Genomic DNA, 16,205 nt, shown 5'->3' with positions numbered 1-16,205 from the left:
ATACTGTTCAGTTTTCAAGGTTCTGTGCTGTTCTTGTCTTTCTCAGCGACAGCTTCGATAGTATATCATGCTGTATTCTGTTTGTCAAGAACTTTTTTTATTTTTTTGAATTTCTTTTTTGAAGAAATTCATTTACGCTCTGCTGGCCATATAAACTCTGTCCTGCTTTACGTACCACTGTCTGACAGCTCCGGCGTTTGCTGTGCCGTCATGCTGCTTGCAGTGAACGGAGAAAGAGGGATTTGAACCCTCGCGCCGGTTTCCCGACCTACACCCTTAGCAGGGGCGCCTCTTCGGCCTCTTGAGTATTTCTCCTTATTACCGTAGCTAATAATCACTTATTAAATTCTGGCATTCGCCAGACGCATATGTCATTATATAAGAGAAAAAACATTTTGTCAATATTTTTTTTAGATAAATTTATTTATTTCTTCCTGTATCCTGTCATGTACAAGATGTGCGATTTCTTTTGTTTTCATTCCTATATATTGATCATACTCAATAGGCTTTAAAAAGTGGACCTGGACTGTCTCTTCTTTGATGGAACGGATATCAAAGGGCTTGAAGCTGTTGATCAATGCCACCGGCACTATGGGACAGCAGGCGTTTACAGCACTTTTAAAGGTACCTGCTTTAAATTCCAGTAGCTCATTCCCCTTTCTGGATCTGGTCCCCTCTGGAAAGATCAGATAATTTCTCCCTTTCCTGACCTCTTCTGTCATCTGATTGATCACCTTTAAAGAGCTCCTGGTATCCTGCCGGTCTATGGAAATCCCTCTGAGCAGTCTCACTACCTGCTTTACGAGAATGATATCCGCTGCCTCTTTTTTTATGACCACACCAAATGGGCGTGGACATCCCTCGATCACAGCAAGAACGTCAAAGAGGCCCTGGTGATTCGGGAACATGATAAAGCCGTCCGCGGCAGGAAGGTTGTCGCGGCCATGGACCTCAATTGCCACACGGCCGCTTTTATTGACCCTCTTAACCAGTTTTCTTAAATAATCATACCGCTCCTGCTCCGTATGGGGATCCTGATCTCTTCCCAGGCGGCATACGCGGTAAAACCATGCCGGAACAAACGGCAGGCTCTTTATGACCATATAAGCGATTCTGTTCATGTCATCCTTCCTTTGCATACGCCCTGGCGGCGGTTTCATAAAGATTATTCCCCTGGGAATCGATGACCACTACCACCGGGAAATCCTTTACCTCCAGCTTTCTCACCGCCTCTGGCCCCAGATCTCCGTATGCGATCACCTCTGAGCTTAAAATACATTTCGATAAAAGAGCTCCTGCTCCTCCAATGGCAGCAAAATAAACAGCCCCGTTCCTTACGATGGCGTCAGCCACCGCCGGACTTCTTTTTCCTTTTCCGATCATGGCCCCCAGGCCCAGGTCCAGGAGCTCCGGAGCATACTTATCCATCCTGCTGGCGGTCGTAGGGCCGGCAGAGCCGATGGGACGGCCCTCCCTGGCCGGAGACGGTCCCATATAATAGATCACATTCCGGTCTAGGGAAAGGGGAAGCTCCTTTCCTGCGTCCAGAGTTTCCTTCATCCGTTTATGGGCCGCATCCCTGGCCGTATAGATCGTGCCTGTCAAATAAACGTAATCGCCGGCCTTCAGACCCTCTGCGTCCTCCCGGCTGATAGGTACATGTATATTTTTATCCATGGCTCTCTCCTTTATCCGATGATACCGGATTTTTCATGATCAGATGACCCGGTGGGCGTGGCGGTTTACATGACAGCATATATTGACCGCTACCGGCAGTCCCGCAATGTGGGTAGGATACGTTTCAATATTCACGGCAAAGGCCGTTATACGGCCTCCCAGGCCGCCAGGACCGATTCCCAGGCCATTGATCCGTTCCAGCATCTCTTTTTCCAGTTCCCGCACATAGGGGACCGGAGCTTCCTCAGAGAGGTCTCTGGTAAGCGCATGCTTTGCCATAAGGGCGCACTTTTCAAAGGTACCACCGATGCCGACGCCCACCACCATGGGCGGACAGGCATTGGGCCCCGCATCCCGGACTGCCGTCAGAATGGCCTCCTTAACGCCTTCAATGCCATCTGCCGGCTTCAGCATGAACACACGGCTCATATTTTCGCTGCCAAAGCCCTTGGGAGCCACGGTGATTTCCACCGAGTCTCCCTCCACGATCTCATAATGAAGGATGGCCGGTGTATTGTCGCCGGTATTCACCCGCTCGATGGGGTCCTGCACCACGGATTTTCTTAAAAATCCCTCTGTATACCCCTGGCGGACGCCTTCATTGACCGCCTCTGTGAGACTGCCGCCGGTAAAGTGTACCTCCTGGCCCGCCTTTAAAAATACCACGGCCATTCCGGTATCCTGGCAGATGGGGATCATGTCCTCCCCGGCGATCCGGAGATTCTCCTCCAGCTGGTTTAAGATCTGTTTTCCCAGAGGGGATTCCTCCCTGCTTACAGCCTCATCAAAGACCTGCTTCATGTCCGGAGACAGGAAATGGTTGGCTTCAATGCACATCTCCCTTATGTTTTTTGTGATCTCGCTTACTGAAACCTCTCTCATGGCCTCTCCTTTGTTCCTTTAGAATTTCGGTCTGTATAAAACCTCATTGACTGTATAGACCGTAACGAACGCGTCCTTATCCGTCTTCGTAATGAAATTCATCAGCTTGGAATATTCATTCTTCGATACAATGGCTATGATCTCCCGGCGCACCGTATTGTCGTAAGCGCCCCTGGCCTCATAGATGGTGGCTCCGCTGTGCATCTCATGGAGGATGAAATCTGTGATCTCCTTTTCCTTTTTGGAGATGATACAGATCCTCTTTTTAATGTTGAAGCCGAAGATGAAGTGATCCAGGATAATACCGCTGAGGTACGTACCCAAAATGCTTAAGATCACCATATTCAGATCAGACGTAAGGATCGAGGAAATGGCTACCAGCATTCCAGCCATGGAAATGGCTCTTCCCAGCTCGATATGCATGTATTTATTGAGGACCTTTCCAACTATATCCAGGCCGCCCGAGGACGCATTATAGCGGAACATCACCGCCTGTCCAATGCTTACAATGAAAATATACACGATCATATCCAGAAACGGATCCTTCATGATCGACTGTACATCCGGATAGATCCGCTCCAGGACTCCCATCATCACTGGCATCATCAGAGACGTATAAACGGTCTTGATCCCGAAATCCTTTCCAATCAGTAAAAATCCAACCACCAGAAGGATGGCATTCAGGATAAAGGTGATCACTGAGAGCGGCAGAGGAATAAAATATTCCAGGATGATCGACAGACCGCTGATGCTTCCCACAGTCACATGGCTTGGAACCAGAAGGAAATAAACGGATACCGCCACGATCGCCACTCCTACCGTGATCATAAAATACTCTTTAAACGTTTCCCATGCTTTCATCACATCTTACCTCAAACAGCTCCATTATTTTTTCGGATTGATGGCCATAGGCCTTACATCCTTGGGGATCGGAGCCACATAGCCGGCTTCGCCGACCCGTTTTTTCAGTTCGTCCTTCGCCTCACCGATCAGCCTCTGATCCTCCAGCACGTCGATGATGGCTCCAGCCATGACCTTTCCGGCAAACAGCATGCCTTTATGGGCAATAGAGGATTTTCCCTGGGACACCTGCTGCCAGGAATGGCCTGGTGTTCCAGCCGCCTCGGTCACTGCGTTGATCTGGGCCGTAGGGCATACCCAGCTTACATCGCCCACATCTGTGGAACCGGCCATAACGGTCTCTGTATCCTTTAAGGGCACGATATAATCGCAGATCACATCGTCCTTATGGGCGTTTAAGAAGGCCTCCACCTCTGCCTTTCTGGACTTCTCATACCGCTTCAGGAGATCCTGGACATCCAGCTCACCGCCGCCATATGTACCCGCAAGCTTTTTCGCAAACTCCAGCTCCGCTTCTGTATAGGGCTCCCGCTCTACCTCTTCCAGGTTTTTCTGGAGCACCTCCTCCAGGACCGTATTGTCCACCACATTGGAGCATGCCTTCACAAACTGCATTTCCATCCGGGTACCAGTCATCAGAGCCGCTCCCCTGGCAATGTCATTGACTCTCTCAAACAGTTCCTTCACCTGATCGTTTTTAGGCGCACGGATCAGGTATAAGACCTCCGCAAATGGCTGCACCACATTGGGAGAATAGCCGCCGGTGTTGGTAATGGCGTAATGGATCCTGGCTTCCTGGATGGCATGCTCTCTTAAATACTGCACGCCGGTGTTCATAAGCTCAACAGCATCCAGGGCGCTCCTTCCCAGCTCCGGACAGGCCGCCGCATGGGACGCCGTTCCGAAGAACCGGTAAAATACCTGGTAATTGGCCAGAGAGCTTCCCACAGAAACCTCATTCTGGTCGCCGGGATGCCAGCTGATGGCGAAATCCAGCTCGTCAAAGACACCGTCCCTGGCCATAAAGCCCTTGCCGGAGCCGCCTTCCTCACCGGGACAGCCGAAAAATACCACAGTCCCCTCTTTTCCATTCTTCTCCAGGTATTCCTTTACGGCAATGGCCGCAGCCACAGATCCGGCTCCCAGCAGGTTATGGCCGCAGCCGTGGCCCGGCTCCCCCTCACATACAGGCACCTTTTCAATGCTCTCCGACTCCTGGGAAAGGCCGGAAAGGGCATCGAATTCACCCAGGATGCCCACCACCGGCTTTCCATGGCCAAACCGGCCGGAAAATGCTGTCTGGATCCCGGCCAGGTTCCTCTCCACAGAAAAGCCCTCTTTCTCCAGGAGCTCACAGAGGATCTCTGTGGACTTAAATTCCTGGAATGCAGTTTCCGGATGATCCCAGACTGCATCGCTGGCTGCACAGATCATTTCCCGTTCCCGCTCGATCGCCTGTAAGGCCTCTTTTTTTGAAATTCCCATAAGACTACCTCCCTCAGTCTGATTTATTCGTTCTGGTCCCCATTCTCCAGATCCGTTTTTATCTCTTCACCGTCTTCCTCTCCGTCCCCATGGCTGCTTTCCCGCACCTTGGCGATGGTGGCCACACGCACGTTGGAATCCGGATCGATGCTCATTAATTTGACTCCGGACGTATTTCTTCCAATGACGGAAATATCGTCCACACTCATGCGGATCAGTATGCCCTCGTTGGTGATGAGCATGATGTCGCGCTCATCGTCCACCAGCTTCATTCCCACCAGGCATCCTGTTTTCTCCGTCACGTTATAGCAAAGAAGTCCGCGGCCGTTCCGGAGCTGGCTCTTAAATTCTGATATGCGGGTCCTCTTTCCATATCCTTTTTCGGAAGCCACCAGCATATATTCGCCTTGGCTCTCCATCTGCATGCCGATGACCTGGTCGCCCGGATCCAGCTTCATTCCGATGACGCCGTAGGAGACCCGTCCGGTGATCCGCACGTCGCTCTCCTTAAAGCGGATGGAAAGGCCGTATTTTGTGGCAAGGAAGATATCCTCCGTATCGTCAGTCACCTTTACCTCAATGAGCTCGTCGTCCTCACGGAGGAGGATGGCCTGGAGGCCGGTCTTTCTCATATTGGTGTATTCTTCCATGCGGGTCTTTTTCACCATACCGTTCTTTGTGGCCATCATCAGATATTTTTCATTGTCGATCTCCTTCATGGGGATCGTCGCCGTTACCTTTTCTCCCGGCTGAAGCTGGAGAAGATTAACAATGGCTGTGCCCCTGGCCGTTCTTCCGGCCTCCGGGATCTCATAGGCCTTTAACCGATAGCAGCGGCCTGTATTGGTAAAGAACATGATATAATGGTGATTGGTGGTCATCAGAAGGTCCTCGATGAAGTCCTCCTCGATGGTCTGCATTCCCTTGATCCCTTTTCCTCCCCGGTTCTGGCTCTTGAAATTGTCCACAGACATCCTCTTGATATAGCCCAGGTTGGTCATGGCGATCACTGCGTCGTCGTCGGGGATCAGATCCTCCACGGAAACGTCGTCATCAAAGCCAATCTTTGTCCGGCGGTCATCCCCGTATTTGTCAGAGATCACCAGAAGCTCCTTCCGGATCACGCCTAAGAGCTTGTTTTCATCTGATAAGATGGCCTTCAGCTCTGCGATCCTGGCCTGAAGCTCTTTGTATTCATTCTCCAGCTTCTCCCGTTCCAGACCGGTGAGCGCCCGCAGACGCATGTCCACAATGGCCTGGGCCTGGACATCTGAAAGGCCAAAACGGGCCATTAACTGGGTCTTTGCCTCTCCCACGTTGGCTGAACCCCGGATGATGCGGATCACCTCGTCGATATGATCCAGGGCCTTTAACAGTCCCTCTAAAATGTGGGCCCGTTCCTCTGCTTTATTTAAGTCATATCTGGTCCTTCTGGTCACCACGTCCTTCTGGTGATCCAGATAATACGTAAGCATCTGGGACAGGGTAAGGACCTTGGGCTCGTTGTTTACCAGAGCCAGCATGATCACGCCGAAGGAATCCTGGAGCTGGGTGTGCTTTAAGAGCTGGTTTAAGATCACATTTGCGTTGACGTCTCTCCTCAGCTCGATGTTGATCCTTAAGCCCTCCCGGTTGGATTCGTCGGTGATGGCCGTGATGCCGTCGATCTTCTTTGTCTTTACCAGCTCCGCCATTTTTTCGATCAGGCGGGCCTTATTGACCAGGTAGGGAAGCTCTGTGACGATGATGTGGCTCTTTCCGTTGGGCATGGTCTCGATGTCCGTCACCGCACGCACCTTGATCTTTCCGCGTCCGGTCCGGTATGCCTCCTCTATGCCCCTGGTCCCCAGGATGGTAGCCGCCGTGGGGAAATCCGGTCCCTTGATGATGGAAAGCAGCTCCTCCATGGTCGTTTCCCGGTTCTCCTCCACCTTATTGTCGATGATCTTTACCACCGCTGCGATCACTTCCCGCAGGTTATGGGGCGGGATATTGGTGGCCATGCCGACGGCAATGCCGGTTCCGCCGTTGACCAGAAGATTTGGAAATCTGGACGGCAGGACTACCGGCTCTTTTTCTGTTTCATCAAAGTTGGGAACAAAGTCCACAGTGTCCTTATAAATATCCGCCAGCATTTCCGTTGAGATCTTGCTTAATCTGGCTTCGGTGTACCGCATGGCCGCCGCCTCGTCGCCGTCCACAGATCCAAAGTTTCCGTGGCCGTCCACCAGCATATACCGCATAGACCAGTGCTGGGCCATATTTACCAAGGCTCCGTAAATGGAGGTGTCGCCGTGGGGATGGTATTTACCCATGGTATCACCGACGATACGGGCGCTCTTTCTATGGGGCTTATCCGGTCCATTATTTAACTCCACCATGGAGTACAGCACTCTTCTCTGCACCGGCTTTAATCCGTCCCGCACGTCCGGAAGCGCTCGGGCGGCAATGACGCTCATCGCATAGTCGATATACGACTTTTCCATTGTCTTTTTCAGATCAATGTCATGCACTTTATCAAAAATATTCGGTTCCATTTATTTTTCCACCCTTCTTGGCCCCAAGGGCCTCTCCATATCCCGGGATTAAATATCCAGGGTTCCGTATTTGGCGTTTAATTCAATGAATTCTCTTCTGGGTTCCACCTGATCGCCCATTAAGGTGGTAAAGGTCAGATCGATCTCTGATGTCATTTCTTCATTCATGGTCACTCGAAGAAGGATCCGGCGCTCGGGATCCATGGTCGTCTCCCAGAGCTGCTCCGCGTCCATCTCTCCCAGACCCTTATATCGCTGGATCTTATTATTCTGGTCGCGGCCCACTTCCTTCAGGATCTCATTGAGCTCTTCATCGCTGTATGCGTACCAGATGCGCTTATTCTTTTCCAGCTTATAAAGAGGCGGCTGGGCCAGATAAACGTATCCCTGTTTGATAAGCTCCGGCATAAACCGGTATATAAACGTCAGGAGCAGGGTGCTGATATGGGCGCCGTCCACGTCCGCATCGGTCATAATGATGATCTTATGGTATCTCAGCTTGGAAATATCAAATTCCTCGTGGATCCCGGTTCCAAAGGCCGTGATCATGGAACGGATCTCTGCATTTCCGTAGATCCGGTCCAGTCTTGCCTTCTCCACGTTTAAGATCTTTCCGCGCAGCGGCAGGATCGCCTGGGTGGCCTTATTTCTCGCATCCTTGGCCGAACCGCCGGCGGAATTTCCCTCTACGATGTAGATCTCGCACTCCTCCGGATTCTTGCTGGAGCAGTCCGCCAGCTTTCCAGGGAGAGAAAGGCCATCCAGAGCCGTCTTCCTTCTGGTCAGATCCCTGGCCTTCCTGGCAGCCGCCCGGGCTCTCTGGGCCAGGACAGATTTTTCGATGATGGCCTTGGCCACTGACGGATTCTGTTCCAGATAATAGGTAAGCTGCTCGCTGACCACGCCGTCCACGGCTCCTCTGGCCTCGCTGTTGCCCAGCTTCTGCTTGGTCTGTCCCTCAAACTGGGGATCCTCCACCTTGATGCTGATGATAGCCGTCAGTCCCTCCCGGATATCCTCACCGGAAAGGGCCGGTTCATTTTCCTTTAAAAGCTTATTCTTTCTCCCGTAGTCGTTGAACGTCTTCGTGAGGGCATTTTTAAAGCCGGTCAGATGGGTCCCGCCCTCAGGCGTGTTGATGTTATTGACGAAGCTGTATATATTTTCTGTATAGGAGTCATTGTGCTGCATGGCAACCTCCACCAGCACGCCGTCCCTCTGGCCCTCGCAGTAAAACACATGCTCATACAGGGGCACATTGCTGCGGTTTAAATACTCCACAAACTCACGGATCCCGCCTTCATAGTGGAAGGTCTTTTCCCTTTTCTCCTCCCGTCCGTCCCTCAGAGTGATCTTCAGCCCCTTGGTCAGAAAGGCCGTCTCCCTTAAACGGATCTTTAAGGTATCAAAATCGTAAACGGTCTCTTCAAAAATTTCTTTATCCGGCAGGAAGGTGACCCGGGTGCCGTGCTCCTCCGCCCCACAGCTTCCCACGATCTTTAAGGGATACATGGTCTTTCCCCGTTCATACCGCTGTTTATATACATGGCCGCCTGTGCGTACCTCCACCTCCAGCCACTCGGACAAGGCATTTACCACCGATGCACCCACGCCATGGAGCCCGCCGGAAACCTTATAGCCCCCGCCGCCGAACTTTCCTCCGGCATGAAGGATGGTAAATACCACCTCCACCGCCGGGATCCCGGCCTTTTTCTGGATGTCCACCGGGATCCCGCGGCCGTCGTCCACCACCGTAATGGAATTATCCGGGTTGATCTGGACGTCGATGGAATCACAGTATCCCGCCAGGGCCTCATCCACGGAATTGTCTACGATCTCATATACAAGATGATGAAGTCCCCTGGAGGAAGTGCTCCCAATATACATTCCAGGTCTTTTTCTTACTGCTTCAAGGCCTTCCAGGATCTGAATCTGGTCGGCTCCATATTCTGTGCTCATGATGTTCCTCCTTTAAATTCTGTTACAACTGCACACACAGCTCTTCACTCTCAACGGTTCCTTCAACGATCTTAAAAATCTTGTCCATCTGAAATCTGCTGTTCACAAATTCATCCAGTCCTGTGCAGGTGATCAGCGTCTGGATATGGCTGATCTCTGACAGCAGGTGCTCCTGGCGTTTTCCGTCCAGCTCAGACAGCACGTCGTCCAGAAGCAGCACCGGATAATCCTTCACGGTCCTTTTCACCAGCTCGATCTCCGAAAGCTTTAAGGACAGGGCCGCCGTCCTCTGCTGGCCCTGGGAACCAAATTTCCGGATATCTGCGCCATTGACGATAAAATTCAGGTCATCCCTGTGGGGGCCTGTCAGTGTGAGTCTCTGCCTCAGCTCCTGGTTCCGGTTCCGGGAAAGCTCTGCTTCAAAGGTTTCCGGCGTCACATTGGGTTCATACCGGATCTCAAGCTCCTCCCTTTCACCGGAAAGATGAAAATGGATCTCACGGATCAGCTCGTTTAATTCCTCCACAAAACGGGTCCGGAGCCGGATCAGCTCGCTTCCGAACCGCACCAGCTGCGAATCCCAGATATTTAAGGTCTCCTTTAAGGACGGATCCGAATCCATCTCCTTTAAAAGCTTATTTCTCTGGACCACCACCCGGTTATACTGGACCAGATCGTATACATACACCTTGTTCAGCTGGCAGAGCTCCAGATCCAGGAACCTCCTCCGCTCAGCCGGTCCGTTTTTTATGATGTTTAAGTCCTCAGGGGAGAAAAAGATCACGTTGACGATCCCAAACAGCTCGCTGGCCTTTTTTATTGGGACGCCGTTGACGGCCACGCCCTTGGTCCGGTTCTTTTTCAGATGCATATCGATCCGGTATGGGATCCCGTCCCGCCGGACGGTCATCTTAATATGGGATTCCTCCTCCCCGAACCGGACGATCTCTTTATCCTTGCTCCCTTTATGGGACTTGGTGGTGCTGCATACATAAACGGCTTCCAGGATATTGGTCTTTCCCTGGGCATTGTCGCCGTAAAGCACATTGGTCCCGCTGTGGAAGTCCATATGTAACTGCTTATAATTCCTGTAATTCAGAAGCTCGATCGACTCAATGAACATGAAACCGTACCCTTATTTTTCTATCTGAAATTCCTTTCCGCCAAAGGATACCACATCGCCCGGATAAAGCTTCTTTCCCCTCTGGAGCTCCGCCGCTCCGTTGACAGAAACCTTTCCGTCCTGGATCACGATCTTGGCCTCCACGCCGGAATCCACCAGGCCGGCCAGCTTAAGAGCCTGGCCCAGCTTTATAAAATCATCCTTTAAATGAATCTTTTCCATTTTTTTCCTTTCTATTCCATACCAGGAGTATATACCATTACCAGGTATATGTTTATACCGCCGCCGCGTTGAAGTTCACCGGCAGGATCAGGTAAATATATGTTTCCTCCTCATCCTTAATAAAGCAGGGGGACTTGGGGTTCATCATATAAAGCGTCACATTTTCGTCGTCGATGATCCGCAGGGCGTCGATGAGGAATTTGGGATTGAAGCCGATCATCAGATCCTGGCCGGTCTTGTAGATCAGGATCTCTGCATTCATAGTTCCAAAGCTGGAATTCAGCTTCAGGGCCATTTTTGATTCCTCGATGTTTAAAATGATCGGTTTTTTATCATTTTCCCGGATCAGGATGCTGGCTCTTTCGATGCAGTCTAAGAATTCCTTTTTATTTACAGAGATCTTGGTGGCGTAATCGCTGGACAGCATCTGGTCCACCTTAAAATATTCTCCCTCGATCAGGCGGGAAACCACGATCGTATCGTCAAATTCAAATAAAATATGGTTGGCGCCGAAGTAGATCTGCACCTCTTTTTCATTGTCTCCGGTCAGGATCTTGCTGATCTCGTTTAAGGTTTTTCCCGGAACGATGACCTTTGTATTTTCATAGGTATCTTTTAAAAGGATCTTCCGGATCGCCATCCGGTGGCCGTCTAAGGATACCACTCTTAAGGAATCGCCGTTTACTTCAAACAGCTCTCCGGTCATCATTTTATTGCTGTCGTTGACAGAAATGGAAAAAATCGTCTGTCGGATCAGCTCCTTTAATGTAAACTGGGACAGACAGATATATTTATTCTTTTCAATATAGGGGAGATAGGAGAATTCGTCCCCGTCTTTTCCCTGGATCCGGAATACAGAGTTGTCACAGGTAATGGTGGTGTTGTATTTTTCATCGGATTCGATGGTCACCATGGAATCTCCATCGGATAATTTTCTGGTGATCTCAGAAAAAAGCTTTGCATCTAAGGCGATTTTTCCTTTTTCAAGAATATTTCCTTCAACTTTTGTTTCGATCCCCAGCTCCATATCGTTACCGGTCAGCTTGATGACATCGGTGGATGCGTCGATCAGGATACATTCCAGAATAGGCATGGTTGTTTTTGAGGGAACGGCTTTTAAAACAATATTAATGCCGTTTAGTAAAGCGGCTTTTTGAAATGTCAGTTTCATAGATGTTGATAACTTCCTTTCTGGCTGGCGACAGGTTTAATAGAGAAATATATAAAAGATTTTCGTCGCAATCGTCGTAGGGGCTGTGAATTTGTGAATAAGCGTAAAATTGCTGAAATATAGAGGATTTTCCACGTTGAACAAGCTGTGGGTAACCTTAAGATTCAGGATGAATAACTTAAGAAGTATCCACAAGGGGAAAATCTGAAAAAAATTTCAGCTGCTTATCCACAAATTTTTCACGGGTATTCCACAAGGCTGTCCACAGATCAGTGAGGATTGATCTTTTTCTTTAAGATATCCACAGTGTTCTGAAGATTTTCATCGGTCTTTAAACGGTCGGCGATCTTCTTCGTTCCGTGGATAATCGTGGTGTGGTCGCGGCCTCCCAGGGCTTTGCCGATATTCTGGAGGGACTCGGTCGTCATATCACCGCAGAGATACATCACGATCTGCCGGGGGAATACCAGCTCCTTGCTGCGCTTCTGGCCGATGATATCCAGGGTATTGATCCCAAAATGCTCCGCCACCACATTAAGGATCAGCTGGGGAGTCACTTCCTTCACGGCATTGGGGGAGATCAGGTCCTTTAAGGCCTCCTCCGCCAGCTCGATATTGATCTCGCGGTTGTTCAGCTTGCTTAAGGCTACGATTTTTGTAAGGGCTCCCTCCAGCTCACGGATATTGGATTTAATGTTGGAGGCGATGTATTTGATCACTTCATTATCAATATTATAGCCTTCCAGCTCCTCCTTTTTCCGAAGGATCGCCATCCGTGTCTCATAGTCTGGCTGCTGGATATCCACAGTCAGACCCCACTCGAACCGGGAGCGGAGACGGTCCTCCAGGGTCTCGATCTCTCTGGGCGGGCGGTCTGAGGAGATGATGATCTGTTTTTTGGCCTCATAAAGGGCGTTGAAGGTGTGGAAAAACTCCTCCTGGGTACTTTCTTTTCCAATGATGAACTGGATATCGTCAATGAGGAGGACGTCGTTGGTCCGGTATTTTTCACGGAATTCCGTGGTGGAAACGTTGTTCTTATTACGGATGGCGTCGATCAGCTCATTGGTGAATTTCTCAGAGGTCACATAGAGGATCTTGGCGCTGGGATTATTTTTTAGGATAAAATGGGCCACTGAATGCATCAGATGGGTCTTTCCCAGTCCCACGCCTCCATAAATAAAAAGCGGATTGTAGATCTCTCCTGGGGATTCGGCCACAGCCAGGGATGCGGCGTGGGCCAGGTTGTTATTTTTTCCCACCACAAAGGTGTCAAAGGTATAGCGGGGATTCAGATTGGCGTTCTGGATCGCCAGCTGGCTAACGGCAGCCGTGTGGTTCTGGATCAGCTTTTTTTCCGGTTCCTCCTCTTTGATGCTGTCTTTGGGGATAAATGTGATCTCACAGGAGATCCCGGTCAGCTCTTCAATGGTAACTTTCAACAAAAACTCGTATTTTTTTTTCACATACTCCAGAAACAGGGCGTCGGGCACCAGGATGGTGAGGATATGTTTATCCACAGAATATGGCTTCAAAGGCAGCAGCCACGTCTTGTAGGACACATCGGTGACATCGTGCTCCTCCTTGATATTTAAAAGGATCGCGTCCCATTTCTCTAAAATTTTCTCCAGCATATCTGTACTCCTAAATATGTGTATAAACCTGTGCATAACTGTGGATAAGTTTTGGACCCGTCCACAAAAGCACATAAACCCAATCTAATATCATTTTACAATAATCCGATGGAATTTTCAATGAAAAGATTCAATCCACAAATTATCCGCAGGTTATCCGGAAAGTTATCCACAGTTTGTCCACAAATTGGGGATAATTATTTTTCATAGGAATGGGGAAAACTTTATTGACATTTTCCCATGGTTTTGTATAATGCGTGTGTGACTATATTGCATTGTATCTTTTATAAGAAAAGAACAGTAGCAGGAGGAAGATCATGAAAATTGAAAAGAAAGTCTTAGACATGTCCCTTGCCGGGATCTTCACGGCCGTCATCATTGCCATGTCAGTAGTACCATTCCTGGGCTACATCCCCCTTGGCTTTATGAATGCCACCATCATCCATGTCCCGGTCATTATCGGCGCGCTCCTTCTTGGCCCTAAATACGGCGCGTATCTGGGCCTTGTATTTGGGCTCACCAGTCTGGTCCGTGCGACGCTTACGCCTACGGTGACCTCCTTTGTATTCAGCCCCTTTGTGACCATCGGCGGATACAGCGGGAATATGTGGAGTGTGGTGATCTCCATCGTCCCCAGAGTCCTGATCGGAGTGGCGGCATACTATGTGTATGAGCTGGTCTTAAAGCTCGCCCGTGGAAAAAAGGGCGGCCAGACCGTGGCCCTTGGCCTGGCTGGTATCGCAGGTTCCATGACCAATACGATCCTGGTAATGAACGGCATCTACTTTTTCTTTGGAAACAGCTATGCCGCAGCCTCAAATAAAGTGGTGGCCCGCCTTTATGATATGATCCTGGGAGTGATCGTGGGCTTCGGGATCCCGGAGGCCATTGTGGCGGCGATCCTGACCACAGCCATTGTAAAGGCGCTTTTAAAGGTAAAAAACCATTAGTTGAAAAAAACGTTTCTTATTATATAATAGGAAGATACTAAATATAGTGACAAATAAGAAAATAAATACATTTTCTTGCGGAGCGGGAATTTCCCGCTCCTTTTTTGGCTTTTTCCCGAAATTTAGTCTTGACGAAGCCGCATAACTTCTATATAATTGAAACGATGTTTCATCATGTCTAAGTTTATACAGTACATGAAAAAAGGTACTTGGAATTTATAGTAAGAGGAGGTGCCGGGATTATGAAGATGACATTTCAGCCGAAAAATACTCAGAGAAAAAGAGTTCATGGTTTCAGAGCGAGAATGAGCAGCGCAGGCGGAAGAAAAGTTTTAGCTGCCAGAAGAGCAAAAGGTAGAGCCAGATTATCAGCTTAATGAATCCAAGAGAGTATCCGGAAGTTTAGGAAAACTTTTGGGTACTCTTATTTTTTGAGGTTTCTATGAAGAGATTTCATTCGTTAAAGAAAAACAGCGAGTTCCAGGCGGTCTACCGCCAGGGAAGGTCCTATGCAAATAAGTACCTGGTCATGTATGTGCTGGATACAGACCGAAAGGGAGCCAGGATCGGGATCTCTGTCAGTAAGAAGGTCGGCAACAGCGTCGTAAGACACCGGTTTGCCAGGCTTGTGCGGGAGAGCTTCCGTTTAAACGAAGACATGCTGGAGGATGGAAAAGACATCGTTGTGGTTGCGCGGGCCGCGGCCAGAGACAAAAAATTCGACAAAATTGAAAGTGCGTTTCTGCACTTATGCGGACTTCATAACATTTTAAAAGAATCGAAGTGAGAGGTTTGGTAAAAAAAGTATTAATGGGCATGGTGAGGTTTTACAGAAAGTTTATTTCGCCGTGTATTGGCCCTCACTGTATCTACACGCCTACGTGCTCCCAATACGCCTTGGAAGCACTGGAAAAGTATGGCGCTGTAAAGGGTACGTATCTTGCTTGCAGGCGGATCCTTCGCTGTCATCCGTTTGCAAAAGGCGGTTATGATCCAGTTCCGTAGGAAACCCAGGAGGTTACAGCTATGATATTGACAAAAGCAGGGTCTATTTTAGGACCTATTGCTACCGTCCTTGGATATATCATGGATATCCTGTTCCGGTTTACGGATATCTTTGGTATTTTCAACGTGGGCTTATGTATCATCTTGTTTACCATCGTAATGAAGACTCTGATGATCCCTCTTACGATCAAGCAGCAGAAGACTACGAAGCTCATGTCTGTGATGAACCCTGAAATTCAGGCGATCCAGAAAAAGTATAAGGGAAAAACAGATAACGAGTCCTTACAGCGCCAGAACGTGGAGGTTCAGGCGGTTTATGAAAAGTACGGCACCAGCATGACAGGCGGCTGTCTGCCCCTGCTGATCCAGATGCCGATCCTGTTTGCCTTATACCGTGTGATCTATAATATTCCGGCTTACGTTCCGTCTGTCCGGGTATATTTTGACAATGTGGTCATCCCGTTAATGGGACAGGCCGGTTACGCAGAAAAGATGCAGGGCATTACCAATATTGCCACAGCAGCAGCGGTGAAATCCATTGAGACCTTTGATTTTGCCAGCGCCGACAAGATGGTGGACCTGCTTTATAAATTCACGACTGCCCAGTGGCAGGAGTTAGAGGGACTGTTCCCGGCTATTTCCAGTGTGATCGCGGAAAATGCCAGCGTGATCGAGCGGATGAACACCTTCTGCGGCTTA

17 protein-coding genes and 1 tRNA gene are annotated in these 16,205 nt (G+C 49.5%); 6 read left to right on the top strand and 12 right to left on the bottom strand.

Annotation, left to right across the window (positions count from 1 at the left end):
• On the top strand, window positions 1–246 hold a 246-nt coding region (locus WIH05_RS04745), incomplete at its 5' end, for a hypothetical protein (protein WP_337425054.1).
• Here WIH05_RS04745 and WIH05_RS04740 read toward each other — a convergent pair.
• The 12 genes from WIH05_RS04740 to dnaA form a co-directional block, all read right to left on the bottom strand.
• A tRNA-Ser gene (locus WIH05_RS04740) sits at window positions 228–315 on the bottom strand. The genes WIH05_RS04745 and WIH05_RS04740 overlap by 19 nt on opposite strands.
• Before the next feature lie 95 nt (window positions 316–410).
• Window positions 411–1,121, bottom strand: coding sequence for a lysophospholipid acyltransferase family protein (locus WIH05_RS04735; protein ID WP_337425053.1), 711 nt, complete (start codon window positions 1,119–1,121; stop codon window positions 411–413).
• A 1-nt stretch (window position 1,122) separates the two neighbouring features.
• Complete coding sequence (locus tag WIH05_RS04730; protein WP_337425052.1) at window positions 1,123–1,677, bottom strand: Fe-S-containing hydro-lyase; 555 nt, start codon at window positions 1,675–1,677, stop codon at window positions 1,123–1,125.
• 39 nt (window positions 1,678–1,716) lie between these two features.
• A complete protein-coding gene (locus WIH05_RS04725) occupies window positions 1,717–2,559 on the bottom strand; it encodes a fumarate hydratase (RefSeq protein ID WP_158359149.1) in 843 nt (280 codons plus the stop codon).
• An 18-nt stretch (window positions 2,560–2,577) separates the two neighbouring features.
• Window positions 2,578–3,420: a YitT family protein gene (locus WIH05_RS04720; RefSeq protein ID WP_158359151.1), complete on the bottom strand. Its 843-nt coding sequence runs from the start codon at window positions 3,418–3,420 to the stop codon at window positions 2,578–2,580.
• A 24-nt stretch (window positions 3,421–3,444) separates the two neighbouring features.
• The gene (locus WIH05_RS04715) at window positions 3,445–4,905 is read right to left on the bottom strand and encodes a M20 family metallopeptidase (RefSeq protein WP_158359152.1); all 1,461 of its coding nucleotides are present in this window, start codon (window positions 4,903–4,905) and stop codon (window positions 3,445–3,447) included.
• Window positions 4,906–4,928: 23 nt separating this feature from the next.
• Entirely contained in the window at window positions 4,929–7,442 is a 2,514-nt protein-coding gene (gene gyrA / locus WIH05_RS04710; protein ID WP_337425051.1) for a DNA gyrase subunit A, read from the bottom strand.
• Between the two features lie 48 nt (window positions 7,443–7,490).
• Window positions 7,491–9,401: a DNA topoisomerase (ATP-hydrolyzing) subunit B gene (gene gyrB, locus WIH05_RS04705; RefSeq protein WP_215653410.1), complete on the bottom strand. Its 1,911-nt coding sequence runs from the start codon at window positions 9,399–9,401 to the stop codon at window positions 7,491–7,493.
• Window positions 9,402–9,423: 22 nt separating this feature from the next.
• Entirely contained in the window at window positions 9,424–10,524 is a 1,101-nt protein-coding gene (recF, locus tag WIH05_RS04700) for a DNA replication/repair protein RecF (protein ID WP_022272193.1), read from the bottom strand.
• A 12-nt stretch (window positions 10,525–10,536) separates the two neighbouring features.
• On the bottom strand, window positions 10,537–10,746 hold the full coding sequence (locus tag WIH05_RS04695) for an RNA-binding S4 domain-containing protein (RefSeq protein WP_022272194.1): 210 nt from the start codon (window positions 10,744–10,746) through the stop codon (window positions 10,537–10,539).
• 52 nt (window positions 10,747–10,798) lie between these two features.
• Window positions 10,799–11,917, bottom strand: a complete 1,119-nt coding sequence (dnaN, locus tag WIH05_RS04690; protein ID WP_337425050.1) for a DNA polymerase III subunit beta — start codon at window positions 11,915–11,917, stop codon at window positions 10,799–10,801.
• Between the two features lie 269 nt (window positions 11,918–12,186).
• Window positions 12,187–13,551, bottom strand: coding sequence for a chromosomal replication initiator protein DnaA (dnaA, locus tag WIH05_RS04685; RefSeq protein WP_022272196.1), 1,365 nt, complete (start codon window positions 13,549–13,551; stop codon window positions 12,187–12,189).
• Between the two features lie 317 nt (window positions 13,552–13,868).
• On the opposite strand from dnaA, the gene WIH05_RS04680 reads away from it, so the two are divergent.
• The 5 genes from WIH05_RS04680 to WIH05_RS04660 all read left to right on the top strand — a co-directional run.
• The gene (locus tag WIH05_RS04680; protein WP_022272197.1) at window positions 13,869–14,501 is read left to right on the top strand and encodes an ECF transporter S component; all 633 of its coding nucleotides are present in this window, start codon (window positions 13,869–13,871) and stop codon (window positions 14,499–14,501) included.
• 242 nt (window positions 14,502–14,743) lie between these two features.
• Window positions 14,744–14,878 carry a 50S ribosomal protein L34 gene (gene rpmH, locus WIH05_RS04675; RefSeq protein ID WP_158359160.1) on the top strand — a complete coding sequence of 45 codons (135 nt, stop codon included), beginning with the start codon at window positions 14,744–14,746 and terminating at the stop codon, window positions 14,876–14,878.
• A 65-nt stretch (window positions 14,879–14,943) separates the two neighbouring features.
• Complete coding sequence (gene rnpA / locus WIH05_RS04670; RefSeq protein ID WP_022272198.1) at window positions 14,944–15,288, top strand: ribonuclease P protein component; 345 nt, start codon at window positions 14,944–14,946, stop codon at window positions 15,286–15,288.
• Window positions 15,289–15,311: 23 nt separating this feature from the next.
• Window positions 15,312–15,506 (top strand): membrane protein insertion efficiency factor YidD, encoded by a 195-nt coding sequence (gene yidD, locus WIH05_RS04665; RefSeq protein ID WP_215653421.1) that lies wholly within the window; start codon window positions 15,312–15,314, stop codon window positions 15,504–15,506.
• 21 nt (window positions 15,507–15,527) lie between these two features.
• Window positions 15,528–16,205 (top strand): YidC/Oxa1 family membrane protein insertase (locus WIH05_RS04660; protein ID WP_337425049.1); only part of this gene is annotated, 678 nt, incomplete at its 3' end.

This window comes from Alitiscatomonas sp. (assembly GCF_037242085.1).
Taxonomy (GTDB): Bacteria; Bacillota; Clostridia; order Lachnospirales; family Lachnospiraceae; genus Alitiscatomonas; species Alitiscatomonas aceti.
The sequence above is the reverse complement of the archived record's forward strand: the minus strand, read 5'-3'. Positions and strand labels throughout refer to the sequence as shown.

Coding starts and splice junctions, on each gene's coding strand:
- recF (WP_022272193.1), bottom strand. CDS start 10,524: ATGTTCATTGAGTCGATCGAGCTTCTGAATTACAGGAATTATAAGCAG.
- WIH05_RS04720 (WP_158359151.1), bottom strand. CDS start 3,420: ATGAAAGCATGGGAAACGTTTAAAGAGTATTTTATGATCACGGTAGGA.
- dnaN (WP_337425050.1), bottom strand. CDS start 11,917: ATGAAACTGACATTTCAAAAAGCCGCTTTACTAAACGGCATTAATATT.
- WIH05_RS04730 (WP_337425052.1), bottom strand. CDS start 1,677: ATGGATAAAAATATACATGTACCTATCAGCCGGGAGGACGCAGAGGGT.
- rpmH (WP_158359160.1), top strand. CDS start 14,744: ATGAAGATGACATTTCAGCCGAAAAATACTCAGAGAAAAAGAGTTCAT.
- rnpA (WP_022272198.1), top strand. CDS start 14,944: ATGAAGAGATTTCATTCGTTAAAGAAAAACAGCGAGTTCCAGGCGGTC.
- WIH05_RS04680 (WP_022272197.1), top strand. CDS start 13,869: ATGAAAATTGAAAAGAAAGTCTTAGACATGTCCCTTGCCGGGATCTTC.
- WIH05_RS04695 (WP_022272194.1), bottom strand. CDS start 10,746: ATGGAAAAGATTCATTTAAAGGATGATTTTATAAAGCTGGGCCAGGCT.
- dnaA (WP_022272196.1), bottom strand. CDS start 13,551: ATGCTGGAGAAAATTTTAGAGAAATGGGACGCGATCCTTTTAAATATC.
- WIH05_RS04715 (WP_158359152.1), bottom strand. CDS start 4,905: ATGGGAATTTCAAAAAAAGAGGCCTTACAGGCGATCGAGCGGGAACGG.
- WIH05_RS04735 (WP_337425053.1), bottom strand. CDS start 1,121: ATGAACAGAATCGCTTATATGGTCATAAAGAGCCTGCCGTTTGTTCCG.
- WIH05_RS04725 (WP_158359149.1), bottom strand. CDS start 2,559: ATGAGAGAGGTTTCAGTAAGCGAGATCACAAAAAACATAAGGGAGATG.
- gyrA (WP_337425051.1), bottom strand. CDS start 7,442: ATGGAACCGAATATTTTTGATAAAGTGCATGACATTGATCTGAAAAAG.
- yidD (WP_215653421.1), top strand. CDS start 15,312: ATGGGCATGGTGAGGTTTTACAGAAAGTTTATTTCGCCGTGTATTGGC.
- gyrB (WP_215653410.1), bottom strand. CDS start 9,401: ATGAGCACAGAATATGGAGCCGACCAGATTCAGATCCTGGAAGGCCTT.